At 68.7% G+C, this 26,259-nt stretch carries 25 protein-coding genes; 13 read left to right on the top strand and 12 right to left on the bottom strand.

Annotated elements, in window-relative coordinates; all coding sequences use genetic code 11:
- Positions 1-383: 383 nt before the first annotated feature.
- The 10 genes from AT699_RS03130 (at position 384) to AT699_RS03085 (ending at position 12,468) form a co-directional block, all read left to right on the top strand.
- Complete coding sequence (locus tag AT699_RS03130; protein WP_006388597.1) at positions 384-1,055, top strand: response regulator transcription factor; 672 nt, start codon at positions 384-386, stop codon at positions 1,053-1,055.
- The gene (locus AT699_RS03125) at positions 1,042-3,528 is read left to right on the top strand and encodes a sensor histidine kinase (RefSeq protein WP_006388596.1); all 2,487 of its coding nucleotides are present in this window, start codon (positions 1,042-1,044) and stop codon (positions 3,526-3,528) included. The genes AT699_RS03130 and AT699_RS03125 overlap by 14 nt, the downstream gene beginning before the upstream one ends.
- Positions 3,529-3,725: 197 nt before the next feature.
- Positions 3,726-4,823 carry an ABC transporter substrate-binding protein gene (locus AT699_RS03120; protein WP_006392747.1) on the top strand — a complete coding sequence of 366 codons (1,098 nt, stop codon included), beginning with the start codon at positions 3,726-3,728 and terminating at the stop codon, positions 4,821-4,823.
- Between the two features lie 148 nt (positions 4,824-4,971).
- Entirely contained in the window at positions 4,972-6,750 is a 1,779-nt protein-coding gene (locus AT699_RS03115) for an ABC transporter permease (protein ID WP_024067677.1), read from the top strand.
- Entirely contained in the window at positions 6,743-7,831 is a 1,089-nt protein-coding gene (locus AT699_RS03110; protein WP_024067676.1) for an ABC transporter ATP-binding protein, read from the top strand. The genes AT699_RS03115 and AT699_RS03110 overlap by 8 nt, the downstream gene beginning before the upstream one ends.
- Positions 7,832-7,869: 38 nt before the next feature.
- On the top strand, positions 7,870-8,769 hold the full coding sequence (locus AT699_RS03105) for a TonB family protein (RefSeq protein ID WP_024067675.1): 900 nt from the start codon (positions 7,870-7,872) through the stop codon (positions 8,767-8,769).
- Positions 8,766-9,629, top strand: a complete 864-nt coding sequence (aroE, locus tag AT699_RS03100; RefSeq protein WP_006388591.1) for a shikimate dehydrogenase — start codon at positions 8,766-8,768, stop codon at positions 9,627-9,629. The genes AT699_RS03105 and aroE overlap by 4 nt, the downstream gene beginning before the upstream one ends.
- A gap of 4 nt (positions 9,630-9,633) precedes the next feature.
- On the top strand, positions 9,634-10,368 hold the full coding sequence (gene mtgA / locus AT699_RS03095; protein ID WP_006388590.1) for a monofunctional biosynthetic peptidoglycan transglycosylase: 735 nt from the start codon (positions 9,634-9,636) through the stop codon (positions 10,366-10,368).
- Between the two features lie 91 nt (positions 10,369-10,459).
- On the top strand, positions 10,460-11,638 hold the full coding sequence (gene lptG / locus AT699_RS03090) for an LPS export ABC transporter permease LptG (RefSeq protein ID WP_006388589.1): 1,179 nt from the start codon (positions 10,460-10,462) through the stop codon (positions 11,636-11,638).
- Entirely contained in the window at positions 11,635-12,468 is an 834-nt protein-coding gene (locus tag AT699_RS03085) for a symmetrical bis(5'-nucleosyl)-tetraphosphatase (RefSeq protein ID WP_024067673.1), read from the top strand. The genes lptG and AT699_RS03085 overlap by 4 nt, the downstream gene beginning before the upstream one ends.
- A 907-nt stretch (positions 12,469-13,375) precedes the next feature.
- Here the strand turns inward: AT699_RS03085 and AT699_RS03080 are convergent.
- From AT699_RS03080 to AT699_RS03055, 6 genes are all read right to left on the bottom strand, one after another.
- Complete coding sequence (locus AT699_RS03080; protein WP_006388587.1) at positions 13,376-14,101, bottom strand: amino acid ABC transporter ATP-binding protein; 726 nt, start codon at positions 14,099-14,101, stop codon at positions 13,376-13,378.
- A complete protein-coding gene (locus AT699_RS03075) occupies positions 14,098-14,814 on the bottom strand; it encodes an amino acid ABC transporter permease (protein WP_020925283.1) in 717 nt (238 codons plus the stop codon). The genes AT699_RS03080 and AT699_RS03075 overlap by 4 nt, the downstream gene beginning before the upstream one ends.
- Complete coding sequence (locus tag AT699_RS03070; RefSeq protein ID WP_020925284.1) at positions 14,815-15,516, bottom strand: amino acid ABC transporter permease; 702 nt, start codon at positions 15,514-15,516, stop codon at positions 14,815-14,817.
- Positions 15,517-15,544: 28 nt separating this feature from the next.
- On the bottom strand, positions 15,545-16,372 hold the full coding sequence (locus AT699_RS03065; protein WP_024067672.1) for an ABC transporter substrate-binding protein: 828 nt from the start codon (positions 16,370-16,372) through the stop codon (positions 15,545-15,547).
- Between the two features lie 68 nt (positions 16,373-16,440).
- Complete coding sequence (locus AT699_RS03060) at positions 16,441-17,658, bottom strand: aminotransferase class I/II-fold pyridoxal phosphate-dependent enzyme (protein WP_024067671.1); 1,218 nt, start codon at positions 17,656-17,658, stop codon at positions 16,441-16,443.
- Positions 17,655-18,329 carry an RraA family protein gene (locus AT699_RS03055; protein ID WP_024067670.1) on the bottom strand — a complete coding sequence of 225 codons (675 nt, stop codon included), beginning with the start codon at positions 18,327-18,329 and terminating at the stop codon, positions 17,655-17,657. Before AT699_RS03055 ends, AT699_RS03060 begins: the two co-directional genes overlap by 4 nt.
- Before the next feature lie 166 nt (positions 18,330-18,495).
- Here AT699_RS03055 and AT699_RS03050 point away from each other — a divergent pair, with 166 nt between their 5' ends.
- Positions 18,496-19,392 carry a LysR family transcriptional regulator gene (locus tag AT699_RS03050; RefSeq protein ID WP_054486213.1) on the top strand — a complete coding sequence of 299 codons (897 nt, stop codon included), beginning with the start codon at positions 18,496-18,498 and terminating at the stop codon, positions 19,390-19,392.
- A 915-nt stretch (positions 19,393-20,307) separates the two neighbouring features.
- Here AT699_RS03050 and AT699_RS03045 read toward each other — a convergent pair.
- The 6 genes from AT699_RS03045 to AT699_RS03020 all read right to left on the bottom strand — a co-directional run bounded on the left by AT699_RS03045 (position 20,308) and on the right by AT699_RS03020 (position 24,628).
- Positions 20,308-21,048: a lysophospholipid acyltransferase family protein gene (locus AT699_RS03045; RefSeq protein WP_006388579.1), complete on the bottom strand. Its 741-nt coding sequence runs from the start codon at positions 21,046-21,048 to the stop codon at positions 20,308-20,310.
- Entirely contained in the window at positions 21,045-22,349 is a 1,305-nt protein-coding gene (locus AT699_RS03040; RefSeq protein WP_024067667.1) for a dihydroorotase, read from the bottom strand. The genes AT699_RS03045 and AT699_RS03040 overlap by 4 nt, the downstream gene beginning before the upstream one ends.
- The gene (locus tag AT699_RS03035; RefSeq protein WP_049057315.1) at positions 22,346-23,335 is read right to left on the bottom strand and encodes an aspartate carbamoyltransferase; all 990 of its coding nucleotides are present in this window, start codon (positions 23,333-23,335) and stop codon (positions 22,346-22,348) included. Before AT699_RS03035 ends, AT699_RS03040 begins: the two co-directional genes overlap by 4 nt.
- 19 nt (positions 23,336-23,354) lie before the next feature.
- Positions 23,355-23,756 carry a Holliday junction resolvase RuvX gene (ruvX, locus tag AT699_RS03030; RefSeq protein ID WP_006388576.1) on the bottom strand — a complete coding sequence of 134 codons (402 nt, stop codon included), beginning with the start codon at positions 23,754-23,756 and terminating at the stop codon, positions 23,355-23,357.
- Entirely contained in the window at positions 23,749-24,336 is a 588-nt protein-coding gene (locus AT699_RS03025; RefSeq protein WP_006388575.1) for a YqgE/AlgH family protein, read from the bottom strand. The genes ruvX and AT699_RS03025 overlap by 8 nt, the downstream gene beginning before the upstream one ends.
- Before the next feature lie 127 nt (positions 24,337-24,463).
- Positions 24,464-24,628: a rubredoxin gene (locus AT699_RS03020; RefSeq protein ID WP_003814980.1), complete on the bottom strand. Its 165-nt coding sequence runs from the start codon at positions 24,626-24,628 to the stop codon at positions 24,464-24,466.
- A gap of 119 nt (positions 24,629-24,747) precedes the next feature.
- Between AT699_RS03020 and AT699_RS03015 the strand changes: the two genes are divergently transcribed.
- Together AT699_RS03015 and thiE are read left to right on the top strand one after the other, a co-directional pair.
- Positions 24,748-25,593: a bifunctional hydroxymethylpyrimidine kinase/phosphomethylpyrimidine kinase gene (locus tag AT699_RS03015; protein ID WP_349675236.1), complete on the top strand. Its 846-nt coding sequence runs from the start codon at positions 24,748-24,750 to the stop codon at positions 25,591-25,593.
- A complete protein-coding gene (thiE, locus tag AT699_RS03010) occupies positions 25,590-26,255 on the top strand; it encodes a thiamine phosphate synthase (RefSeq protein ID WP_024067664.1) in 666 nt (221 codons plus the stop codon). Before AT699_RS03015 ends, thiE begins: the two co-directional genes overlap by 4 nt.
- Positions 26,256-26,259: the final 4 nt, after the last annotated feature.

Raw genomic sequence — 26,259 nt, 5'->3', positions numbered from 1 at the left:
AAACCGGCCGCCCGCGCGGCCGGTTTTGGCGGCCCCGCAAAATCTTCCGTCCCGACTAGATCTTCCACCAAAACGCCAAGCACACGATTCGCCCCCGCGCCGGTGAAGTGATCACGCTGTAGCCCGTGGCGTCGGCGGCCGGTGGGGCGCGGGGCGTGTAGATGCGCCCGAGGGAATCCGAAGGCAGCCGCCGGCAGGCGGCAACGAGGATGACGAAGGGGCAGTCCGGAGCGAAGGCTCCGGACCGCAATCGTAGCCCCGCGCCCCACCGGCCGCCGACGCCACGGGCGGCCAAAAGAACACCACACCCCCTCCGACAGCGACAGCACCAAAGCCTCCCGTTAAACTCCCGAAAAAATCACAATCGATATCGGAGGACGGACATGCGCATTCTGCTGGTCGAGGACAACCTCGACCTGGGCGATGCCGTGGAGAGCAAACTGCGTTCGGCGGGCCATAGCGTGCAATGGGTGCGCGACGGCGTCGCCGCGTTGCGCTGGGGGCTGGACGAAACATGGGATGCGCTGGTGCTGGACATCAACCTGCCCGGCAAGGACGGCTTCAGCGTCATCCGCGAGTTGCGCGCCGCCGGGCTGGAAGCGCCCGTGCTGGTCATGACCGCCCGTTCCGAAATCGAAGACAAGATCGACATGCTCGACCTGGGCGCCGACGACTATCTCGTCAAGCCCTTCGACCTGCGCGAACTCGAAGCGCGGCTGCGCGCCCTGCTGCGGCGCCCGGCCGGGCAGACCAGCAGCGTCACCGCCTACGGCAACCTGAGCCTGGACCTGGCCAATCGCCACGTCACGCTGGCCGGCGCGCCGCTGGAACTGGGCCGGCGCGAGTTCCGGCTGCTGGAGATCCTGCTGGGCAAGCTGGGCCAGACCGTGGCCAAGGAACGGCTCATGAACCAGCTGTTCGACCTGGACGACGGTTCCCTCAACGCGCTGGAACTGCTGATCTCGCGCCTGCGCAAGAAACTGGCCGGCGCCTCCATCGATATCGTCACCGTGCGCGGCGTCGGCTACCAGGCCCGCAGCCATGACCCTGCCTGACAGCTTCTCGATCCGCCGCCGCGTCTTCACGCTGGGCGCGGCATTGCTCGCCTGCGCGCTGATCGGGCTGGTGTTCTTCCTGCGCGACTATGCCCAACGCGCCGCCGAACAGGCCTTCGACCGGCTGCTGGCGGCGTCGGCACTGACGATTGCCGGTTCCGTGCAGATCGAGGACAACGGCGTCACGGTCGAACCGCCGGTATCGTCGCTGGCCATGCTGTCGGGCAGCGAACGGGTGTTCTACGAAGCCCGCGCGTCCAACGGCCGGCTCATCACCGGCTATGCCGACCTGGCGCCCGGCCTGCCGCTGGCGCAGTCGGCCACGCCGGTGTTCGCCTATCTGCGCTATCACGATGAGCCGGTGCGCGTGGCCACGGTGGGACGGCTGGTGTCGGCCAGCCAGCACGCCGGCTGGGTCACCGTGCGCGTGGCCGAGACACTGGGCTCGCGCGAGGAGCTGGCCGACGAGATCCTGGGCCGCAGCGTGCTGCCGCTGATCGTGGTGTCGCTGGTCGCGCTGGGCCTGCTGTGGTTCGGCGTGCAGCGCGCCTTCGCGCCGCTGGCCGTGGTCGAAGGCGAATTGCGGCACCGGGCGCCGGACGACCTGGCGCCGCTGGTCACGCCGGTGCCGACCGAGGTGCGGCGCCTGGTCGAGGCCCTGAACGCCTTCATGCAACGCCTGTCCGGCATCATGGACACCCTCAACACCCTGGTTGCCGATGCCGCGCACCAGGTGCGCACGCCGTTGGCCTCGCTGCGCGCCCAGGCCGAAGTGGCGCTGGACGAAACCGACCCCAAGCGCCTGCACGAGCGCCTGGGCCGCATCCACCAGAATGCCACCCACGCCAGCCAGCTCATCAACCAGCTGCTGATGGACGCCACCATCACGCACCGGCTGGGCAAGGGCGCGCGCGCGCCGGTGGGCGTGGCCGAGACCATCAACGAAACCCGGCGCCGCATCGGACCGCTGGAGGCGCAGCGCCTGCGCATCGAGATCGCCCCCGAGGTGCGCCGTGCCCGCATCGCGGGCGATCGCGTGGCGCTGCGCGAGATGCTGCGCAACCTGGTGGACAATGCCCTGCGTTATGCGCCGCAGGGCAACGTCGACATCCAGGCGACGCCGGTGGCGGGGTATCGCGTGGCGCTGACGGTGTCCGACCGCGGCCCAGGCATCGCCGACGATGAAAAGGAAGCCGTGCAGCAACGCTTCACGCGCGGGCGCACCGGTGAATCGCAGCCCGGCTCGGGCCTCGGGCTGGCCATCGTGCGATCGGTCGCGGTAGCGCACGGCGGCTCGCTGTGGCTGCAGGATCGGTCCGGCGGCGGCCTGTCGGCGCGCGTCATCCTGCCGCTGGCGCGCCCGCGGACGGGACGCGGGCTGGCGGGATGGATAGGCGTAGTCGGCGCGGCGTTCCTGCTGCTGTCCGCCGCGCCGGCAGACGTGCGCGCCGCCGAGGTCCCTGAGATCGTCACCCGCTATCCCGCGCCGCAGCCGTCATCGCGCGTGCTGACCATTGCCGGCCCCACCGACACACCGGTGGTGGCGCCGCTGATCCTCGGCTTCCAGGCGCAGCGGCCCGACGTCACCGTGGTCTATCGCGAGATGGGCAGCCGCGAACTGTACGAAGCGGCGATCGAGGACCGCCTCAAGGACGTGGACGTGCTGATGAGTTCGGCCTCGGACCTGCAGATCCGCCTGGCCAACGACGGCTACGCGCAGCGCTACACCTCTCCCTATGCCGCGCGGCTGCCATCGTGGGCGGTGTGGCGCAACGAGGTCTACGGCTTCACTTTCGAGCCGGCGGTGATCGTCTACAACCCCAAGCGCTACAGCGAAGCCACCGTGCCGCGCTCGCGCCAGGACCTGCTGCGCACGCTGGAGCAGGACCGCGCGCGCCTGCATGGCCGCGTCGGCACCTACGATATCTCGCGCAGCAGCGTGGGCTACCTGATGGCCGAGCAGGACGAGCTGGTGTCGTCGAACTTCTGGGGCCTGGCCAACGCCTTCGGCCAGGTCGGCGTGCGGCTGTCGGCCACCACCGCCGAACTGCTGGACGCCATCGAGAACGACGAGATGGACCTGGGCTACAACATCCTCGGGTCGTACGCCCTGTCGCGCCAGGCGGCGGGCGCGAAAATCGGCGTGGTGTTCCCGCAGGACTACGTGCTGGTGCTGGCGCGCTCGGTGCTGATCGCGCGGCGCGCGCCCAACCCCGACCTGGGGCGCGCGCTGGTCGACTGGCTGCTGTCGCCCGCCGGCCAGCAGGTGGCGTCCAGCCACGCGGCGCTCGGCTCGATCATGGAGGACACGCCCGGCCGCTGGACCTCCGAGGCGGTGCTGGCGCGCTCGCAGGGCATCGTGCAGCCGGTGGTGCTGTCGCCGGCGTTGCTGGTGGGGCTGGACCAGCGGCGCCATTCGCGCTTCGTGCAGAACTGGATCCGGCTGGTCACCGACACGCCCGAACGGCCGTAGGGCGCGGCTGCCCCGGACTCGCGCGCGGCAAGGCAGGCGAACGGCCGCCCCCAAAAGATCGGCCCCTTGCGCGAACACCGGGATTACCCCTATCCCGGCTGTCGCCCCATGACAGGACGACGACAGACGCCGAATCCTAAGATGGGCGCCAACAGGTCCATGCGCCTGTCGATACCAATTCCAAACGGAGACAAGACATGCTTGCCAAGTCCAGACTGGCGGCCGCCTGCGCCGCAGCATTCGCCATCGCCGCCGGCAGCGCCTACGCCCAGCAAGTGCCCGCGGGCTACCCGGCCGACTACCAGAAGATCCTCGACGGCGCCAAGAAGGAAGGCAAGGTCGTGATCTACTCGACCACCGACACCAAGGCGGCCGGCCCCATCATCAAGGGCTTCGAAGCGCTGTATCCCGGCGTCAAGGTCGAATACAACGACATGAACAGCACCGAGCTGTACAACCGCTACATCAGCGAGCAGGCGGCGGGCGGCAGCAGCGGCGACATCGTCTGGAGCTCGTCGATGGACTCGGCCCTCAAGCTGGCCACCGACTACGCGCTGCAGTACAAGTCGCCCGAGATCGGCAAGCTGCCGGCCTGGGCGGTGTGGAAGGATTCGGCCTACGGCACCACCTACGAACCGGCTGTGTTCATCTACAACAAGCGCCTGATCCCGGCCAACGAAGTGCCGACCACGCACGGCGCCCTGGCCAAGCTGATCGCCAGCCAGCCGGACAAGTTCAAGAACAAGGTCACCACCTACGACATCGAGAAGTCGGCCGTGGGCTTCATGCTGGCGGTGCAGGACAAGGCCAACGATCCCAAGTACTTCGAGACGCTCAAGGACATCGCCAAGGGCGGCCTGATCGTGCAGTCGTCCACCGGCACCATGATGGAACGCGTCTCGTCGGGCGAGAACCTAGTCGGCTACAACATCCTGGGTTCGTACGCCGAGACCCGCGCCAAGACCGACCCGTCGCTGGGCGTGGCCTATCCGACCGACTACGCGCTGGTGCTGTCGCGCGTGGCGTTCATCAGCAAGAAGGCCAAGAACCGCAACGCCGCCAAGCTGTGGATGGACTACCTGCTGTCGCAGAAGGGCCAGGAAATCATGGCCAACCAGGCCGACCTGGCCTCGGTCCGCGACGACATCGAAGGCGACAACGACGTCGACGGCATGACCAAGAAGCTGGGCGCCTCGCTCAAGCCGATCCCGGTCAACGAGACCCTGCTCGACTACCTGGAGCAGAACAAGCGCCTGCAGTTCATCAAGGACTGGCGCGCCGCCGCCGGCAAGTAAGGCTGTCGCCGGTACAGCCGGGGGCCGCGCGCCCCCGGCCGCAAGCACGCGGGCGGGCGTAGCACCGCCGCCCGCCAGGCCGCCCGCGGGCCGGGTGTTCATGGCCCACGGGCGCGGCCCGCGTCTATCGAGATAACAGGATTTCCCCATGCAGTCATTGCGCAGAAAATGGCAGTCCCTGCCACGCGGCGTGGTGGTGCTGATCACAGCCTTGGCCATCTACGTGCCGCTGTCGTTCATCATCATCCAGAGCTTTCTATCCGCGCCCTTCTTCACGCCGTCCAAGGTCTTCAGCCTGGATGCGTTCCGCTTCATCTTCGCGGACCCCGATTTCTACAAGGCGCTGAAAAGCGGCTTCATCCTGGCGTTCGGGCTGGCCATCATCGCCATTCCGCTGGGCGGCATGCTGGCGTTCCTGATGATCCGCACCGACCTGCCGGGCCGGCGCTGGATCGAACCGCTGATCCTGGTGCCGATCTTCGTGTCGCCAATGGTGCTGGGCTTCGGCTACGTGGTGGCGGCGGGCCCGGTCGGCTTCTTCTCGACCTGGGCGCAGAACATCCTGGGCTTCGTGCCCTGGAACGTCTATTCGCTGACCAGCATCGTCATCATCGCCGGCCTGACGCACGTGCCGCACGCCTACCTGTACATTTCGTCGGCGCTGCGCAGCATGGGCTCGGACGTCGAGGAGGCGGCGCGCGTCAGCGGCGCCTCGCCGCTGCGCGTGATGGTGTCGGTGAGCCTGCCGATGGTGCGGCCGGCCATGCTGTACGCCACCGTGCTGCTGTTCTTCCTGGGCCTGGAAGTGTTCGGCCTGGTGCTGGTGCTGGGTGACCCCGAAGGCAACCTGGTGCTGGCCACCTACCTGTACAAGTTGACCAACAAGCTCGGCATCCCCTCGTACCACCTGATGGCCGCGGTGGCCGTGGTGCTGATCTGCATGACGATTCCGCTGGTCATGCTGCAGCGCCGCCTGATGCGCACCGCCAACCGCTTCGTCACCGTCAAGGGCAAGGCCTCGCGCGCCCGTCCGCTGCCGCTGGGCAAGTGGCGCTGGGTGGCCGGCGGCGTGGTGGCGTTCTGGCTGCTGGTCACCATCGTGGTGCCGCTGCTGGGCGTGCTGCTGCGCGCCTTCGTGTCCAACTGGGGCATGGGCGTGTCGCTGTTCGACGTGCTGTCGCTGGACGCGTTCCGCACCGTGTTCTCGCAACCCAACCTGATGCGCGCGATCGTCAACTCGGTGGCCATCGGCGTGTTCGGCGGCGCGCTGGCGGTGATCTGCTACACCTTCGTCGGCCTGGCCATGCACCGCAAGCCGGACAACGTCACGCGCTTCATGGACTACAGCGTGCTGGTGCCGCGCGCCGTGCCCGGCCTGCTGGCGGGCCTGGCCTTCCTGTGGGTGTTCCTGTTCGTGCCGATGTGGCTGGACAACGCGCTCGACGCCGACCTGGGCGGCTGGCTGTCGGGACTGCCGTTCGCCGAGTGGGCGCGCGAGAACTTCGTCGAATGGCTGCGCGCCATGCGCAGCACCATTTTCAGCGTGTGGCTGGCCTACACGGTGGTGTGGATGGCCTACGGCCTGCGGCTGATCTCGTCGACGCTGCTGCAGGTCGGCCCCGAACTGGAAGAAGCCGCCCGCAGCGCCGGCGCGCGCCGCGGCCAGGTCACGCGCCACGTCACCGTGCCGCTGGCCAAGTACGGCCTGATCGGTTCGTGGCTGCTGATGTTCCTGATCTTCGAGCGTGAATACTCCACCGGCGTCTACCTGCTATCGCCCGGCACCGAGACGATCGGCTCCATGCTGGTGTCGCTGTGGGCCTCGGGCGCCATCGACATCGTGGCCGCGCTTTCCTTCATCAATATCGTTCTGGTCGTGATCGGCCTGGGCATCGCCCTGCGATTCGGAGTCAAACTTCATGATTGAGCTTTCTGTAGAAGACCTGCACCTGGATTACGGCGACAACCCGGTGCTCAAGGGCGTGTCGATGCAACTGCGCCAGGGCGAAGTGGTGTCGCTGCTGGGCCCCTCGGGCAGCGGCAAGACCACCCTGCTGCGCGCCGTGGCCGGCCTGGAAGGCCCCAAGCGCGGCCGCATCACCATCGGCGATCGCACCGTCTACGACGGCGCCGCGCGCCAGGAGATCCCGGCCGAGGAGCGCAATCTCGGCCTGGTGTTTCAGTCGTATGCCCTGTGGCCGCACAAGACCGTGTTCGACAACGTCGCCTACCCGCTCAAGCTGCGCAAGGTGCCGTCGGGCGAAGTGCGCGAACGCGTGCAGGCGGTGCTGGACCAGCTCGGCCTGGGCAAGCTGGGCCAGCGCCATCCGCACGCGCTGTCCGGCGGCCAGCAGCAGCGCGTGGCCATCGGCCGCGCCCTGGTTTACAGCCCGCCCGTGATCCTGCTGGACGAGCCGCTGTCCAACCTGGACGCCAAGCTGCGCGAGGAGGCCCGCGCCTTCCTGCGCGAGCTGATCATCCGCCTGGGCCTGTCGGCGTTGATGGTGACGCATGACCAGAGCGAAGCCATGGCCATTTCCGACCGCATCCTGCTGCTGAACAACGGCAAGATCGAACAGCAGGGCACGCCGCAGGAGATGTACGGCGCGCCCAAGACCTTGTTCACCGCCGAGTTCATGGGCAGCAACAACCGCCTGGACGGCAAGGTCACCGAAGTGCGCGATGGCCGCGCCCGCATCGAGGGCCGCGGCTGGGCGCTGTGGGGCCAGGCCGGCGAAGGCGTGGCCGCGGGCCAGGACGCCACCGCCGTGATCCGGGTCGAACAGGTCCGCCTGGCGGACGACCCCGACGGCAACCACATCGACATGCCGCTGCTGACCAGCATGTACCTGGGCGACCGCTGGGAATACCTGTTCCGCACCCCCGACGCGGATCCGGCCAATACCCTGGCGCTGCGCGCCTACGGCCCCGAGGGCCGCGAACCCGGCCCCTGCCGCCTGGCGCTGCCGGCCGGCAAGGTGTGGGTGTTCCCGCGCCCGGCCAAGTAGGGTGACGGCGGCGGGCGGAGTGGCTCTACAATGCGTGCGTGCAACGCCTCGCTGACTCCCCCTCCCCGCTGAGCCGGCCGCTGCGGTGGCTGGGCGCGCCCGCCCAGCACTACCTGCGCATCGGCATCGCGATTTCGCTGTTGGTGCACGCCGGCGCGCTGGCGTGGCGCTTCGGCGCGCCCGCCCTGTCGCGCCCGCCGGCCACCAGCCTGGAAGTCGTGCTGCTCAATGCGCGCAGCGAAACCCCGCCCGACACACCGCGCGCCCAGGCGCAGAACCAGATGAGCGGCGGCGGCAACGCCGAACGCGGCCTGGCCACCACCCCGCTGCCCCAGACCGGCGCCTCGGCCGAGACCATCGTGCTCGAGGCCATGCGCAAGCGCCAGGTCCAGCTGGAGGCCGAACAGACCCGCCTGATGACCCAGCTGCGGGCCGCCGACAAGGCCGGCGCCGAGCGCCAGGCCGTCAACCCCTGGCCAGACGGCAACGAGCGGGGCAAGGACGCCGAGGACCAGGCCAGCGTCATCCAGAACGCCCAGGTCGCCGCCCTGGCGGCCAAGGTCCAGCAATACAACGCCGAACCGCGCAAGCAGTTCGTGGCGCCCTCCGCCCAGGCCTCGCGCTACGCCGCCTACCTGGACGCCTGGCGCGCGCGCATCGAGGCGGTCGGCACCCGGCACTATCCCGACGAAGCCCGCGGCCGCATCTACGGTTCGCTGCGCATCACCGTATCGGTGCGGGCCGACGGCAGCATCGCCAATGTCGAGATCGACCAGCCGTCGCCGCACGCGGTGCTGAACCAGGCCGCCCGCCGCATCGTGCAACTGGCCGCGCCGTTTCCGCCGTTCCCGCCCGACATCGCGCGCGACACCGATGTGCTGGTCATCACCCGCACCTGGCATTTCGTCAACGACACCCTGGAAACCGAAGCCCCATGACCGAGGCGCCCCCTCTTGCCCGCTATGCCGTGATCGGCAACCCCATCGCGCACAGCCGTTCGCCCCAGATCCACGCCCTGTTTTCCCGCCAGACCGGCAAGCCGCTGCGCTATGAGCGCCTGCTGGCGCCGGTGGACGGCTTCACGGCGGCCGTGGCCGGGTTCGCCGCCGAGGGCGGCCTGGGGCTGAATGTAACGGTGCCGTTCAAGCAGGAAGCCTATGCCTTGGCCTCGGGGCATCTGTCCAGCCGCGCGCGGCTGGCGGGCGCGGTCAATACCCTGTCCTGGCGCGACGGCGCCTGGCACGGCTGCAACACCGACGGCGTCGGCCTGGTTTCCGACCTGCTGCGCCTGGGCGTGCGCCTGAGCGGCGCCTCGGTGCTGCTGGTGGGCGCGGGCGGGGCCGCCCGCGGCGTGCTGCAACCGCTGGCGCAATCCGGTTGCGCCCGCATCCATATCGTCAACCGCACCGCTGCCCGCGCCCTGGAGCTGGCCGAAAGCTGGCGCGAGACGGGCGCCGAGCCGCAGACCCGCGTTACTGCCGGCGGCCTGCCCGACGCCGCCCTGCCCGGCGGCTGGAACCTGGTCGTCAACGCCACCGCCAGCGGGCTGCAGGACGCCGCCCCCGAGCTGCCCGCCGGCCTGTACGCCGAAGGCGCCGCCGCCTACGACATGATGTACGGCGCCCAGCCGACGGCGTTCATGCGCCAGGCGCGCCAGGATGGCGCCGCGCTGACGGCCGACGGCCTCGGCATGCTGGTCGGCCAGGCGGCCGAGAGTTTCTTCATCTGGCACGGGGTGCGGCCCGACCCCGCCCCGGTGCTGACGGCGCTGCGCGAGGCGCTCATGGCCGGGACCTGAGGGCATGGCCGCCCGCGGCAAGAGCGGCAAGCGCCGCTCCTGGTTCCGTATCATCACCGGCACGCTGATGGCGCTGGTGTGCGCGGTGCTGCTCTACCAGTTCTGGCTGTTCGGACTGGTGGTCTGGTACAACTACCAGAACCCCGGCAGCAGCGCCATCATGCGCGAGGAACTGGCGCGCCTGCGCGACGGCAACCCCGATTTCCAGCTGAAGTACGAGTGGGTGCCCTATGACAAGATCAACCGCAACCTGAAGCGGGCGGTGGTGGCGTCCGAGGATTCCAACTTCACGGAACACGACGGCGTCGAATGGGATGCCATCCGCAAGGCCTGGGAATACAACCAGAAACAGGAAGCGGCCGGACGCAGCAAGATGCGCGGCGGCTCGACCATCACCCAGCAGCTGGCCAAGAACCTGTTCCTGTCCAGCTCCCGCAGCTACCTGCGCAAGGGCCAGGAACTGGTGCTGACCTACATGATCGAACACGTCATGACCAAGGAACGCATCCTGGAGCTGTACCTGAATGTGGCCGAATGGGGCACCGGCGTGTTCGGCGCCCAGGCGGCCGCCAGGCATTATTTCAACGTGCCGGCGGCCAACCTGGGAGCCAGCCAGTCGGCCCGTCTGGCGGCCATGCTGCCCAATCCGCGCTTCTATGACAGCCACCGCAATTCCAACTACCTGAATTCGCGCGTGTACACCCTGACCCGGCGGATGCAGATGGTCGACATCCCCTGATACGGAAACCCGCCATCCGGACCGGTTCCCGCCCACCTTGGGCGGCCGGATTTGTTAAGCTTTCACGTTTACGCGCTCCTTCGTCCCTTACATGCGTACCGCCCGTCGCTACCTGGCCCGCGAGATCTATCGCTCTTGCGCAGTGGTCCTTATGGCCCTGTTGGGTCTTTTCACGTTCTTCGCACTGGTGGACGACCTGGACAACGTGGGTGACAAGTTCTCCATGATGGCCCTGCTGTACATGCAGGCGCTGGCCATCCCGACCCGACTTTACGACCTGCTGCCCATCGGCCTGCTGATCGGCGCCATCCTGGCCCTGGCCGGCCTGGCCCAGCGCAACGAGCTGGTGATCCTGCGGGTCTCGGGCGTCAGCGGCATGCGCCTGCTGCGCATGCTCTGGATCGTCACCATCCCGCTGATGATCGGGGCCGCCCTGCTGTCCGAGTACGTCACCCCCTGGGCCGAGATGAAATCCGGCGAGGCCAACCTGATGTTCCGCGGCAAGGCCGGCGGCGACCGCCTGAACAGCGGCTACTGGTTCAAGGAACCCACGGCCAACGGCGGCACCCGCATCATCAACATCGCCGCGCTGCAGGGCGACGGCCAGGTCACCGGCGTCACCCTCTACGAATTCAAGAAGGACCTGACGCTGTCGGTGCTGTCGACCGCGCCCAATGGCCTGTTCGCCCACGGCGACCTGGTCCTCAAGGACGTCTCGGAAACCCGCCTGGACGACAACGCCGCCGAGACGCTGGCCGACGCCCGTCCGCCCAAGAATCCCCCGGCGGTGGTGGTCAAGGTGCCCGAGCGCACTGTCGACACCACCCTGAGCGCGGAACGCCTGCTGGCGCGGGTCCTGACCCCCGAGCGCATGTCGATCGTGACGCTGCTGGACTATGTGGATTATTTGCGCAACAACCAGCTGCAATATGGTCGACAGGTGGTCGCCTTGTGGCGCAAACTGGCGTATCCGTTCACGTTGCTGGTGATGATCACCATCGCCGCCCCCATCGGCCTGATGCAGACGCGCCGTGGCGGCGTGGGCGCCAAGGTGTTCATCGGCATCCTGCTGGGCGTGGGCTTCTTCATGCTCAACCAGCTGGCGCTGAACGTAGGCATGCTGGGCAAGTGGCCGCCCTGGCTCACCGCCCTGGGGCCGAACATCGGCGCCATGGCCCTGGCGCTGGGCGCCATGAGCTACATGGAGTACCGCCACACCATCACCCGTATCGTCCAACAACGTTGGCCCTGGAGCAAGAGTCCCGCATGAACGGCAGTATCTGGATGATCGGCGACGTGCAAGGTTGCTGCTCGCCGCTGGATCGCTTGCTGTCCCACCCCGAACTGGTCGGCGATCCGAAGTCGCGCTTCTGGTTCGCCGGGGATCTGGTCAACCGTGGCCCGCAATCGCTGGCGACCCTGCGCCGCATCATCGACCTGGGCGACCGCGCCACGGTGGTGCTGGGCAACCATGACCTGCACCTGCTGGCGGCCGCCGCGGGCGTGCGCAAGCCGTCCAAGTCGGACACGCTGGACGAGATCCTGCGGGCGCCGGATTCGGCCGACCTGATCGACTGGCTGCGCTCGCGGCCGCTGGCGCATTTCGAGCAGGACCACCTGATGGTGCACGCGGGCACGCTGGCCAAGTGGGACGTGGCCAAGACGCTGTCGCTGGCGGCCGAGGTGCAGGATGCGCTGCGCGGCCCGAACTGGCAGAAGGCGCTGCAGAAGATGTACGGCAACGAGCCGGCCACGTGGAAGGAAGACCACAAGGGCGGCAAGCGGATGCGGGTGATCATCAATGCGCTGACGCGCATCCGCCTGTGCACGCCGAATGGCCATATGGAGTTCGCGACCAAGGTGACGCCGGGCGCCTGGCCGGCGGGCCTGGTGCCGTGGTTCGACGTGCCGAACCGCGCGACGCGCAACGTGACGACGGTGTTCGGCCATTGGTCGACGCTGGGGCTGATGGTGCGGCCGGATGTGATCTGCCTGGATACGGGATGCGTATGGGGCGGGGCGTTGACGGCGTTGCGGTTGCAGGATCGGAAGCTGGTGCAGGTGAAGTGTTCGCAGTTTCAGGATCCGTTGGCTGAGTGATTGTGCTTGGTGGCGGGTTTTTTCTGCTGCTGCTTTTGGGGTTTGGTGTTTTTTTGGCGTCGTCGTTGATCTTCGTAGGTCGCCCCTCGGGCGGGCGGACCCGATGGCGGGCGCCCACGATTGCGGTCCGGAGCGTTCGCTCCGGACTGCCCCATCCTCATCCTCGTCCTCGCCTTCGGCGACTCCTTCGGATTCCGTCGGGCGCATCGAGGTTGCCCGCCATCGGGTCCGCCCGCCCGAGGGGCTACGCGTATCTAGGCTTGTCGCGCTGCTAGACCTGTGTGCAGGGAATGGAATCTGCGGGGCTGCCAGTTGCGGCCGCGCGGGCGGCCACAACTGGCGTCTGTGCATTTGACTGTGTTGCGGGTGCGCTGCGCGCTGGCGGCGAGCGGTTTTCTAATGATTCCGCACGTCAGGGGGAGGGGCGGTGGTGGTCGGCGCGGCATAAGACATGTTGCGCGTGACGACCTCTCGCGCCGACCACAAACAGGCGGGGTGCCAACAGGCTTTCAATAGCAAGCGATTCGGCCTCTCCCACACGCGAGAGCGCCATCACCCCGACGCAAGACGCCGTGTAAGCCGCAAAAGGCCGCCCGCGCGGCCGGCTTGCGGCGGGCCCCGCAAGACCCTCCTCTCCAGCCCCGATGTGCGCCAAAACGCCAAGCACACAGACCGCCCCAACGCCCGAGGCTAAGTCTCATCGCGAGCGCGTGGCGGGGTCGGTGGGGGATGGCGGGGCGTGTAGATGCGCCCGAGGGAATCCGAAGGCAGCCGCCGGCAGGCGGCAACGAGGATGACGAAGGGGCAGTCCGGAGCGAACGCTCCGGACCGCAATCGTAGCCCCGCCATCCCCCACCGACCCCGACACGCGCGACTCAAGAACCCAACCCCAAGCGCAACACCCCATTCACCTCCGAATCTCAGCCAGAAACTTCCGCGCCCGCTCCGTCTCCGGCCGACCGAAAAACGCCTCCGGCCCAGCCACCTCCACAATCCGCCCCGCATCCATGAACCAGACCGTATCGGCCACCTCCCGCGCAAACCCCATCTCGTGCGTCACGCACACCATGGTCATGCCGTCGCGAGCCAGGCCCTTCATCACCTGCAGCACCTCGCCCACCATCTCGGGATCCAGCGCGCTGGTCGGCTCGTCGAACAGCATCACCGGCGGATTCATCGCCAGCGCCCGCGCGATCGCCACGCGTTGCTGCTGCCCGCCGGACAACTGCGCCGGATAGGCCTCGGCCTTGTGCGCCAGGCCAACGCGGTCGAGCAATTGCATCGCCCGTTCGCGCGCCTCTGGACGGCGGGCGCGTTTCAGTTGCAGCGGCGCCAGCATCAGGTTCTCCAGCACCGACAGGTGCGGAAACAGGTTGAACTGCTGGAATACGAAACCGATGTGGCTGCGCAGCGTGTCCAGGTGCACCTTGCCGCCGTAGATGTCCTGGCCATCGACCTCGATCACGCCCTTCTGGATAGGCTCCAATCGGTTCACGGTGCGAATCAGTGTCGACTTGCCCGATCCGGACGGGCCGCACACCACCACCACCTCGCCGCGGCGCACCTGCGCGGTCACGTCGGCCAGCGCCTGATAGTCGCCGTACCACTTCTGCACTTCGGAAAATCGGATCATGTCGGGACCACCTTGGGAACGGGTGCGCGGCCGGCGCGGCGGCTGCCGATGCGCTTTTCGGTCAGGTGCACCAGGGCGCTCAGGCCGAAATTCAGGATGAAATAAGTCAGCGCCAGCAACGCGAACACCTCGAACGGTTTGGTCAGCAGCACGCTGTTGATCTGGTTGGCGGCGTACGTCAGTTCCTGCACGCTGATCACGTAGGCCAGCGAGGTTTCCTTCACGGTCGAGACGAACTGGCTCAGCATGCTGGGCAGCATGTTGTAGAGCGCCTGCGGCAGAATCACCCGGCGCATGGTCTGCATGTACGACAGGCCGAGCGCGCGGCCGGCCTCCTGCTGGCCGGGGGGCAGCGCCTGGATGCCGGCGCGGATGATCTCGGCCAGGTAGGCGCTTTCGTAGCACACCAGCGCCACCACCATCGTCGTGGTGCCCGCCACCGGCCGGCCGATGATGAGCGGCACGAAGAAGTAGGCCCAGAAGATGAACATCAGCAGCGGCAGGCCGCGCACCAGGTACACCATGGCCGAGGCCGGCCAGCGCAGCGCCCGGTATGGGCTGATGCGGCCCAGCGCCAGCAGCACGCCGCAAGGCAGGGCCAGCGCCAGGCTGACGGCGGCCAGGCCCAGCGTGGCGGCCAGGCCGCCGATCGGGCCATGCGGATACTGGCCGATGAGCAGCAGCAGCCAGTTGTCTTTGAGGATATCCCACATTCAATGGCCTCCCAGCGGACGGTAGCGCCGCTGCAGCAGCGCGCCGCCGCCCATGATCAGGAACGACAGCAGCAGGTAGATCGCCGTCACCACCGCGTAAGCCTCGAAGGTGCGGAACGTGTAGTTCTCGATCTCGCGGCCGGCGGCGGTCAGCTCGGCCACGCCGATGGCCATGGCCAGGCTGGTGTTCTTGACCAGCAGCAGCGTCTGGTTCAAGAGCGGCGGGATGGCGATGCGGAAGGCCTGCGGCAGCACCACGCAGCGCATGGTGCGCAGAAAACCGAGGCCCAGCGCGCGCGCCGCCTCGACCTGGCCCGGCGGGATGCCGCGCACCGCGCTGCGCAGGTCTTCGCAGACATAGGCCGACATCACCAGGCCGATGGCGATGCACGACAGGATGAACTCGCTGCCATGCGTGTTGAGCCAGTCGGTGGCGGCCTGTGGCAGCAGGGCCGGCACGCCGAAATACCAGAACAGGATGTGCACCAGCATCGGCACGTTGCGATGGAAGGCCACGTACAGCGCGATCAACGCGTTGGCCACGGGCGAGCCCGTCAGGCGGATGACCGCCAGCAGGCTGCCCACCAGGAACGCCAGGATCCAGGCCAGTCCGGCCAGCGCCAGGGTGGTGACGAGCCCCCTGAGCAGCCAGGCCGGGTACTCCCCCTGGAAGATGGCGGAGAAGTCGAAGACGTAATGCATCGGCGAAGGCTCCGGCGCGCGCGGCGCGTCAACCCTTGATCGCTTCGATGCGGAAGTCGCGCTTCATGTTGAACGGGGTGCCGGCGCCGAACCACTTGTCGAAGATCTGCGTCGCCTTGCCCGAGGCTTCCAGGCCGTCCAGCACCTTGTTCACCTGGTTCAGCATCGCGGTATCGCCGCGGCGCACGCCCATGCCCCACGGCTCCACGAACAGCGCGGGTTCGAGGATCTTGGCCGGCACTGCGCTGCTCGCGGCCTGCTGCTTGAGCTTGACCAGCATCAGCTCGGAGCCGACAAAGCCGCTGACCTTGCCCTGCTGCAACGCCAGGAAGGCGCCGCTGGGGTCCTTGAAGGTCACCGGCTCGACGTTGGGGATGAACTTGCGCGCGCCTTGTTCCGACGACGAGCCGCGCACCGCGCTGACGCGCTTGCCGGCCAGGTCGGCGGGCGCCTTCAGGTCCTTGTCCGATTCACGCGCCAGCACCTTCTGCAGGCTCACGAAATGCTGGTGCGAATAGTCGATCTGCTGCGCCCGCTCGGGGCTCCAGCCCAGGTTGGCCGCGACCACGTCGACGCGGCCGGCGATCAGTTCGGGAATGCGGGCCTCGACCGCGATCAGCTTGAGTTCCAGCGGCACGCCCAGGCTGTCGGCCACCGCCTGGCACATGTCGACCTCGTAGCCGACGATGGCGCGGGTCTTGAGGTCCTGGAAGCTGAATGGTTCGGCCGTGCCCATGGTGCCGCAGATGAATTTGCCGCGCGCCTTGATGTCCTGCAGCGTGTCCGCGTGGGCCGCGGGCGCCAGGGTGGCGGCCAGGCCGATGGCGGCCGCGCAGGTGATGATCCAGTGCTTCATGTCGATTCCCTTGAAATATAGGTATGGGTACTGCCAACAATGGCGGCCCCTGCGCGGGGCCGTCGGATTCAGGTCAGCCGGCCGCAGGCCTGGGCGATGCGGCGACAGCCTTCCTCGATGTTGTCCATCGAAGTGGCGAAGCTCAGGCGCAGGTAGGGCGACAGGCCGTAGGCCGTGCCGTCCAGCACCGCGACGCCGGCCTCGTCCAGCAGGAACATGACCACGTCCAGGTCGGTGCGCATCAACGCGCCGGCCGGCGTGCGTCGTCCCAACAGGCCCTCGACGTTGGGGTAGACGTAGAACGCGCCCTGCGGCCGCGGACAGCGGATGCCCGGCACCGCGTCCAGCAGCGTCACGATGCGGTCGCGGCGCGCGTGGAACACGGCGGCTGCCTCGCCGACGCAGGCCTGGTCGGCGCTCAATGCCACGCGCGCGGCGGCCTGGCTGATGGCGCTGACGCAGCTGGTGCTCTGCGAGATCAGCGTGGCCATGGCCTTGACCAGCGTCTTGGGGCCGCCGGCATAGCCCAGGCGCCAGCCGGTCATCGCGTAGGCCTTGGAGACCCCATTGATGGTCAGCGTGCGCCCGGCCAATTCCGGCGCGACGGCGGCCGGCGACGCATGGCGCGCGTCGCCATAGGCCAGATGCTCGTAGATCTCGTCGGTCATCAGCCAGACCTGGGGATGGCGCGCCAGCACGTCGGCCAGCGCGCGCAGTTCCGCCGCGCTGTACATCGCGCCGGTCGGATTGGATGGCGTATTCAACAGCAGCCACTTGGTGCGCGGCGTGATGGCGCGTTCCAGCGCCTCGGGCGTGAGTTTGAAGCCGTCGGCCTCCGGGCACGCCACCACCACCGGCGTGCCGTCATTGACCAACACCATGTCGGGATACGAGACCCAGTACGGCGCGGGAATGATGACCTCGTCGCCGGCCTGCACGGTGGCGGCCAGCGCGGTATAGAGCAGTTGCTTGGCGCCCACGCCGACGATCAGTTCGTCAAGCGCGTAATCCAGCCCGTTCTCGCGCTGGAACTTGGCGCGTGCCGCTTCCAGCAGCGGCCGCGAGCCGGCCGACGCGGTGTAGCGGATGTCGCCGCTGTTCAGCGCGTCGATGCCGGCCTGCACGATGTGCGGCGGTGTCGGCAGGTCGGGCTCGCCCACGGTGAAGTCGATGATGTCGCGCCCCTGCGCCCGCAATTGGTCCACCCGGGTCTTGGCCGCCATGCTGGGCGAAGGCTTGATGGCGCGGGCGCGCGCCGCCAGGAACTCCGTATCGGCGCCGTTCATGCCAGCCCCTTGGCGGCGAAGGCAGCCTGCATCCAGCTTTGCGTACGCGCGCCGGCGTCGATCTCGGCCATGATGCGCGCCTCCTTGTCGGCATGCGCGCGCGCCGCCGCGATCAGCGCAGGCGCCTCGTCGGCCGCGAAACTCACCAGGCCGTCCTCGTCGCCCACGACGATGTCGCCGGGGTGGATCACCTGGCCGCCGATGGACACGGGCACGTTGACCTCGCCCGGGCCGTCCTTGTAGGGGCCGCGGTGGATGTGGCCGCGCGCATAGCAGGGAAACGCGTCGGCCTCGAACGCACCGACATCGCGAATGGCGCCGTCCACCACCACGCCGGCGCAGCCGTGCGCCTGCAGGTAGCGTTTCATGATCTCGCCCAGCACGGCGTTGGACAGGTCGCCGCCGGCGTCCACCACCAGCACGTGGCCGGGCTGCACCTGCATCATGGCCTTGTAGATCATCAGGTTATCGCCCGGCCGGGTCTTGACGGTGAGGGCGGTGCCGGCCAGCTTGCCGGCGCGGTTGTAGCGATGCAGCCCGGCGATGCCTTCGCGGCGCGCCAGGTTGTCGCTGAGATGCGGCGTGACGATGCCGGCCAGCGCCTGCAGGATGGAGTCGGGGGCAACGGGAGCGGCCGGCAATATGCGCGTGCCGGTGATGAGGGTGGCCATGGCGGTCTGCGTAGTCCTGAATCGAATGAGTCAGACCGAATGGTCGGCGCTTTCGGCAATCCGAAAAAGGGATTAAATTTCCACGAACTTCATCCCTTTTAGGAATATAGGGGTTAGCCCTTATCGGAAATTTCGGAATGAATCAGACTGTCTCGCGGAACCCCGCATGCTGACCTTCAAACAGATCGAGGCGCTCTACTGGACCGTGCGCCTGGGCACGTTCTCGGCGTCGGCGCAGAAGCTGCACACCACCCAGTCGGCCATCACCAAGCGCATCCAGGAGCTGGAGGCGGACTTCGACGTGGCCCTGTTCGACCGCTCCGGGCACCGCGCCGAACTGACCGCGCGCGGCCACGAGGTCTATGCGCTGGCCGAGGAAATGCTGGGCCACCGCGACCGGCTGCTGGTGCGCCTGAAGGGCCAGCACACGCTGACCGGCACGTTCCGCTTCGGCATCACCGAGATCACCGCGATGACCTGGCTGCCGGCCCTGATCCGCCTGCTGCGCGCGCACTATCCGCGCATCACGCTGGAGCCGCATATCGACCTGGGCGCGGACCTGCAGAAGCGATTGCAGGCCGGGCAATTGGACATGGCATTCCTGCACGGCGAATTCGCCGAGCCCGGGCTGGAGGTCGTGGCGCTGCAGCGGCTGGAGTTCGCCTGGATGGGCAGCCCCGACATGATCGACCCGAGCCGGGTCTACACCCCCGCCGACATCGCCGCCCTGCCGCTGTTGCGGCAAAGCCGCGAGTCGGGCCTGAACATGATCTACGACGGCTGGCTCAAGCCCCATACGCCGGCCAGCAACATGTTCACCATCAACAGCCTGATCGCCATGGCGGGCCTGACCGCGGCCGGCTTCGGGGTGAGCTGCCTGCCGCGGGATTATTTCGCGGAGATGGTGAGCGCCAGGCAACTGGTGATAGCGCGGACCAGCACCGCGGCGCCGCAATCGGTGTACTGCGCGATGTACCGGAAGGGGGCTGATGACGCGTTTTGTGAGAGTGTGGCGGAGGTGGCGCGTAGTTGTTGTGATTTTTCTTCTAATGGGCGGCATTGAGGCGGGGGTTTTTTGTGTCGCGGGGTTGGGTTCTTGAGGCGCGCGTGGCGGGGTCGGTGGGGGATGGCGGGGCTACGATTGCGGTCCGGAGCGTTCGCTCCGGACTGCCCCGGGCTCAACCTCGTCCGCCTTCGGCTCCCTACGGTTTCCGCCGGGCGCATCTACACGCCCCGCCATCCCCCACCGACCCCGCCACGCGCTCGCGATGAGACTTAGCCTCGGGCGTTGGGGCGGTCTGTGTGCTTGGCGTTTTGGCGCACATCGGGGCTGGAGAGGAGGGTCTTGCGGGGCCCGCCGCAAGCCGGCCGCGCGGGCGGCCTTTTGCGGCTTACGCGGCGTCTTGCGTCGGGCTGGTGACGCTCTCGCGTGTGGGCGCGGCGGAATGTTTGCTATTGAAAGTCTGCTGGCACCACGCCTGTTTGTGGTCGGCGCGAGAGGTCGTCCCGCGCAACATGTCTGATGCCGCGCCGACCACCACCGCCCCTCCCTCTGACGTGCGGAATCATTAGAAAACCGCTCGCCGCCAGCGCGCAGCGCACCCGCAACACGTTCAAATGAACAGACGCCAGTTGTGGCCGCCCGCGCGGCCGCAACTGGCAGCCCCGCAGATTCCATTCCCCGCACACAGGTCTAGCAGCGCGACAAGCCTAGACACACGTAGCCCCTCGGGCGGGCGGACCCGGTGGCGGGCAACCTCGATGCGCCCGAGGGAATCCGAAGGCAGCCGCCGCCAGGCGGCAACGAGGATGACGAAGGGGAAGTCCGGAGCGAACGCTCCGGACCGCAATCGTGGGCGCCCGCCACCGGGTCCGCCCGCCCGAGGGGCGACCTACGAAGCACAACGCCGACGCCAAGAAAAACACACAACCCGCCACAAGCAAGAGTCACCCCCCCAAGCCCGCAGCAACAAAAACCTCAAAGCACCGCCTGAATCGCATCCCGAGCCTGATGCGACAGTTCCAACCGCGTCGGCAACGTCCCATCGGCATGCTTCGCCGCCAATACCGGCAAGAACACCACCTCCACCGACAGCCCCGTCGTCCCCATCACCCGCCACAGATTCGCCACCAGCGTTTCCTCCCCCACGAACGCCGCGAAACCGCTGCGTTCGCCGTGTTGCAGGAAGCGCAGCGCCACCGGCTGGATCTCGACCGCCGCCGCGCGGGCCGGTTCGAACAGGCTGGCGTGGAACGGGCGCAGCGTGAAACCCTCGCTGGTCGTGCCTTCCGGGAACAGGCCCACCGCGTCGCCCAGCTTGAAGCGCGCCTGCATCGACTCGCCCATCGCGTGCACCGCGTGGCGTTGGCCGCGTTCGATGAACAGCGTGCCCGCGCCCGCCACCAGCCAGCCGATCACCGGCCAGCTGCGGATCTCGCTCTTGGCCACGAACGACGTTGCCCGCGCCGAATTCAGCACGAAGATGTCGATCCAGGAAACGTGGTTCGCCACCAGCAGTACTGGACCCGTCATGCGCGGCTCGCCCTTGAAGACGACCCGCAGGCCACAGGCCGCCATCAGGCAGCGCGACCAGGTTCGATTGAGCCAGGCCCGCGACTTCGGGCGCAGCAGCGGATACACCAGGCCCACGCACAGCAGGCCGAAGACGATCAACGGCACCACCAGCATCAGGCGAAGGACAAAGCGCAGCAGCTTCAAGCAGGGGTCTCCCAGGCCGGGTTGCCACCCACCAGGGTGGCGCGGACACGGCCGGGCAGCATCATACCCGCGAACGGCGTATGGCGGCTGTGGCTTTGCAGGGCGCCGGGCGCCACCAGCCATTCGGCCTCCAGGTCCACCAGGCACAGATCCGCGGGCGCGCCCACGCCCAGCTCGCCCAGGCCGGACAAGCCCGGCGACAGGCCACGCAGCACCGCCGCCGGCCCCGCGGTCACCCGGGCCAGCGCCTGCGTCAGCGGCAGGCGGCAGTCGCGGGCCCATTTCAGCGCCAGCGACAGCAGCAATTCCAGGCCCGTGGCGCCGGGTTGCGAATAGGGAAACGGCAGGGCCTTGCCCGCATCGTCCACCAGCGCGTGATCCGAGCACAGCGCCTCCACCAGCCCCTCGCGCAACGCCGCCTGGATCGCATCGCGGTCGCGCTGGCCGCGCAGCGGCGGGCGCAGGTGGAAATCGGTATTGAAATAACCGATGTCCACATCGGTCAGGTGCAGGCTGTTGGCCGAAACGTCCGCGCTGACCGGCAGTCCTTCGCGGCGCGCGGCGCGCAACAGTTCCAGGCCGCCGGCGGTCGACAGGCGCGACAGATGCACACGCGCGCCCGTGGCGCGTTGCAGCTCGAAAATCGTTTGCAGGGCCAGCACCTCGGCCTGCGGCGGCAGGCCCGGCAGGCCGAGACGGTCGGCGTAGGCGCCGGCGGCGACCACGGCGCCCTGCGCCAGCCATGGGTCCTGCGGCCGCAGCCACAATGCCAGGCCCAGCCCCGCGGCGTAGCGCATGGCGCCCCACAGCACCCGCGTATCGGCGATGCCGCACTCGCCCGGCGAGAACGCCAGGCAGCCCGCCTGCGCCAGGAGGCCCATTTCCGCCAGGGTTTCGCCGCGCAGGCCGACTGTCAACGCGCCGATCGGCAGCACCCGGCCGTGGCCGGACGGCGCTTCGCGCAGCAGCGCCTCGATCTTGGCCGGCTCGTCTAGCGGCGCGTCGGCATCCGGAGGCATGGCCAGTGTGGTTACGCCACCAGCCAGGGCGGCGCGCAACTCGGCGCTGGACAGGCGCGAGTCCGCCGGCGCGCCGGCGTCCTGGCGCAGCAGGCGCGCCGACAGGTCCACCAGGCCGGGCAACACGGCCAGGCCAGCCGCGTCGATCCGCTGGTCGGCCTGGAAGCCGTCCGGCGCCTGGCCGCTCGCGACCACGCGGCCGTGGGCAATGAACAGGTCTTGCTGGCCGTCGCGGCCGTGGGCCGGATCGATCAGGCGGCCGTTGGCGATGTGCAGCCTCATGCGGCGCCTCCTGCCAGCACGCTCAGGGCGGCCAGGCGCAGATCGCGTTCGGATCGCGCCAGGCTGGCCTCGGTGTCGGGCAGGCCGGCGCCGATGTCGCCGTCGATCTCGATGCCGGGCGTCAAGCCGCCGGCGGGCAACAGCAGGACGTCCGCTTTCGCCCCGGCCAGGCGGGCCGGCGTCAGTCCGCAGGCGGCCGTGTAGTCCCGGGCCGACGGCAGCAGCGCGCCGCTCATGCGTTCGGCGCGCAGCGGCAGCACGATCACGACATCGGCGTCGGCCAGGCATTCGCGCAGCGTGCCGCAGGCCCGTACGCCCAGTTGCGGCAGGCCATCGGGCAGCAGGGTGCGCGGCGCGGTGGCGCGCACTTCCGGCACGCCCAGCGTGGTCATGGCATGGATCAGGCTGCGAGCCACGGCGCTATGGCGAATGTCGCCCACCAGCGCCACGGCCAGGTTGGTCAGGTCGCGCTTGGCGCGCAGCATTACCTGCACCCGGGCAAGGGCCGGCAGCGGGTCGGCATGGGCGCCGTCGCCAGCGTTGATGATGCGCAGGCCCGGCGCCTGGGCGCCGGCGGCACAGACTGCCGCGCCGCTGGCGGGATGCCGCAGCACCAGGATGCCGGCCGGCAGGCCGGCGGCAACGGCGGCGGGCGACGGCGTGGCGGGAGCATGCGTCGAGGGCGGGTCCCCGGCGCCCACGCCATGGCCTCGATCCACGCCCGCATCGACGCCCGCGCTGCCCGCGAGCGGCACCGGCCGCAGGCCCAACTGGCCGGCGGCGGCCTCGAAACCCTGGCGCAGGTCGATGTCGCCGGCCGGCAGGCTCAAGAACAATGGCAAGTCGGCGGCGGGCGCGGCGGGCTGCGAGCCATCGGCAAAACGCGCCGCCATGTCGAGCAGCCGCTCGACATGGCGGCGCGGCAACCCTTCCGTGGTCAGCAGATGAATCAGTTCGCCACGGCGGTCGAGTTGCGGATTGAGCATGGGCGGGCCGGCGCCGGCGTCAAGGCGCCGGCGGCTTGTCCAGGTAGCGTTGCAGGATGACGGCCGCGGCCATGGCGTCGTCGGCCGCGTGCGTGCCAAGCAGGCGTTGCGCCTCCATGCTGGAGCCGCGCTCGTCGACCAGTTCCACCGCGACGCCGAAGCGGCCGTGCAGCTGATTGGCGAAGCGGCGGCAGCGCGCGGTGGCGGGCTGCTCGCCGCCATCGGCATCGAGCGCCAGGCCGACCACCACGCGATGCGGTTGCCATTCCCGCAGCAGCGCCTCGATGCGCGCGAAACGCACATCACGCACTTCGCTGAAGATGATTTCCAGCGGCCGCGCGTGGCGCGTCAGCGTATTGCCGATGGCCACGCCGATCTTCTTCTCGCCGAAGTCGAACGCCAGCAGGGTTTCTTCAGGCATGGCCCGCGTCGCCGGCCAGCATCACGGGATCGATGCCCAGCAGCTTGAGCGCGGCGGGGTAGCGATCCTCGGGCGGCACGTCGAAGATGATGTGGTCGTCGGCGCCGACCGACAGCCAGGCGTTCTGGCCCATCTCGCTTTCGAGCTGGCCGGCGCCCCAGCCGGCGTAGCCCAGCGTGACCAGCATGCGGGCCGGGCCGTTGCCGTCGGCCACGGCCTGCAGCACGTCGCGCGAGGTGGTCAGGGCCATGGCGCCCAGCTTGATGCTGGAGCTGTAGTCGCCGGCCGGCGCGTGCAGCACGAAGCCGCGGTCGGTCTGCACCGGGCCGCCGAAGAACACCAGCGTGTCCTTGACCGGGCCGATTTCCAGCGCCAGGTCGATGCGCTCGAACAGCGTGCCGAGCGTCAGGTCCGTGGGCCGGTTGATGACCAGGCCCAACGCGCCGCGTTCGGAGTGTTCGCAGATATAGATGACCGAGCCGGCCAGGCTGCCCTCGACCATGCCGGGCATGGCGATCAGGAACTGGTTGGCGAAGTTGGCGGCCTGCGTGGTGGTTTCTTCGTGGTGTTTTTCCGTCATGGCAACCCCTCTGTGGGTAGTCTGATAGAACCGGGGGCCCGCCGCACTGGCGTGGCCCGTCGGGAGCGCGGGGTGGACATGGCCTCCCCTCGTTGCAAGCCTTGGCGGAATACGTCGGCGCTGCGGATCAGATTTCCATCAGTTCGAAGTCCTCTTTGCGGGCGCCGCATTCAGGACAGACCCAGTTCGGCGGCACGTCTTCCCAGCGGGTGCCGGGCGCGATGCCTTCGTCGGGCAGGCCTGCCTCTTCGTCGTAGACCCAGCCACAAATCAGACACATCCAAGTACGCATAGTTCTCTCTTACATCAAATCCCTGCCGTCGTCCCCCCTACGGGGCAAAGGCGGGAGGCATCCATTAGAATGGGGACAATCTTACCGAAACCCAATAGGGGTTCCCCTGATTCTTCGCAATTGAGTCCGGGCACCCTTACTCTAGCGCTGTCCACGTGGCCCCCGTTACTCCCCCTCTCGTTTTGGTCTTCGGCCCGCTCGATCCTTCGGGCGCCGACGGCTTGCCCGCGGATGCCGTCACCTGCGCCCGCCTGGGCTGTCATGGCTTGGCGGCCGTCACGGCGCTGACCGTGCAGGATACCGCCGGCATCGAAGAAATCCATCCCGTGTCGCCCGACCTGCTCGACGACCAGGCCCGCTGCCTGCTCGAAGACATGTCGGTACAGGCGATCAAGGTGGGCGGACTATACACCGCCGAAACGGCAAGCGTGGCCGCCCAGGTAGCGGCCGATTACAGCCAGGTGCCGCTGGTGCTGCACCTGGGCCAGCGCGCCCAGGTGCCGGCCGACGCCGCCGACGAGGACGAGGCCGACGATCTGCTGGCGGCCGTTCTTGAGCTGGTGCTGCCGCAGACCGACCTGCTGATCGTCGAACACCTGCGCCTGGCGCAATGGCATGCCGACGGCGACATCGATATCGGGGACGCACCGTCGCCGATGCACGCCCTGGTGGCGGCCGGCGCCGAATGGGTGCTGGTGCTGGGCAGCCCGCAGCGGCCCGGCCACCATGCCAACGTGCTGCTCGGCCCCAACGGCCAGACCACCACCCTGCCGTGGCAGGCGCCCCCGGACCGCAACGGCGATGCCGGCGGCCTGGCGGCCACCGCCATCACCGCCCTGCTGGCGCGCGGCCTGGAAATGCCCGAGGCGGTGCGCCAGGGCCTGGCCCACGCCGACGCGGCGGTCGCCGCCAGCTTCCTGCCGGGCATGGGCCGGCGCATTCCCAACCGGATCCAACCGCAATGAAAGCCCTGCGTTTTCCCGCCGGCCTGTACGGCGTCACCCCCGAATGGGACGACACCGAGCGCCTGATGCGCGCGGTGCGCCAGGCCGCCGAGGGCGGCATGCGCGCGCTGCAGCTGCGCCGCAAGGACGTGCCCGACACGGTGCGCGCCGAGCAGGCGCGCGCCCTGGCGCCGCTGTGCCGCGAACTGGGCGTGGTGTTCCTCATCAATGACGACTGGCGCCTGGCGCTCGAGGTCGGCGCCGACGGCGCCCACGTTGGCCGCGACGACGACAGCCTGGCCCGCATCCGCGCCGAAGCCGGCCCCGACCTGATCCTGGGCGGCTCCAGCTACGATGACCTGGCCCGCGCCCGCGAACTGCTGGACGCCGGCGCCGACTACATCGCCTTCGGCGCCATGTTCGCCTCGCGCGTCAAGCCGGACACCGTGCGCGCGCCGCTGTCGGTCCTGACCGAGGCCCGCGCGCTGGTCGAGGAACGCGACGCGCCGCGCCCCGCGGTGGTCGCCATCGGCGGCATCACGCCCGAGAACGCGGCGCAGGTGGCCGCGGCCGGCGCCGACTCGATCGCCGTCATCACCGGCCTGTTCGAGGCGCCCGCCATCCGCGCCGCCGCCGCGGCCTGCGCCGCGCCCTACTCCATCAACCGCAACCTGAAGCCTTGATCGC

The sequence above is a fragment of the Achromobacter xylosoxidans genome (assembly GCF_001457475.1).
Classification (GTDB): Bacteria; Pseudomonadota; Gammaproteobacteria; order Burkholderiales; family Burkholderiaceae_B; genus Achromobacter; species Achromobacter xylosoxidans.
Note: the sequence above shows the minus strand (reverse complement) of the source record. Positions and strands in the feature narration are given on the sequence as shown.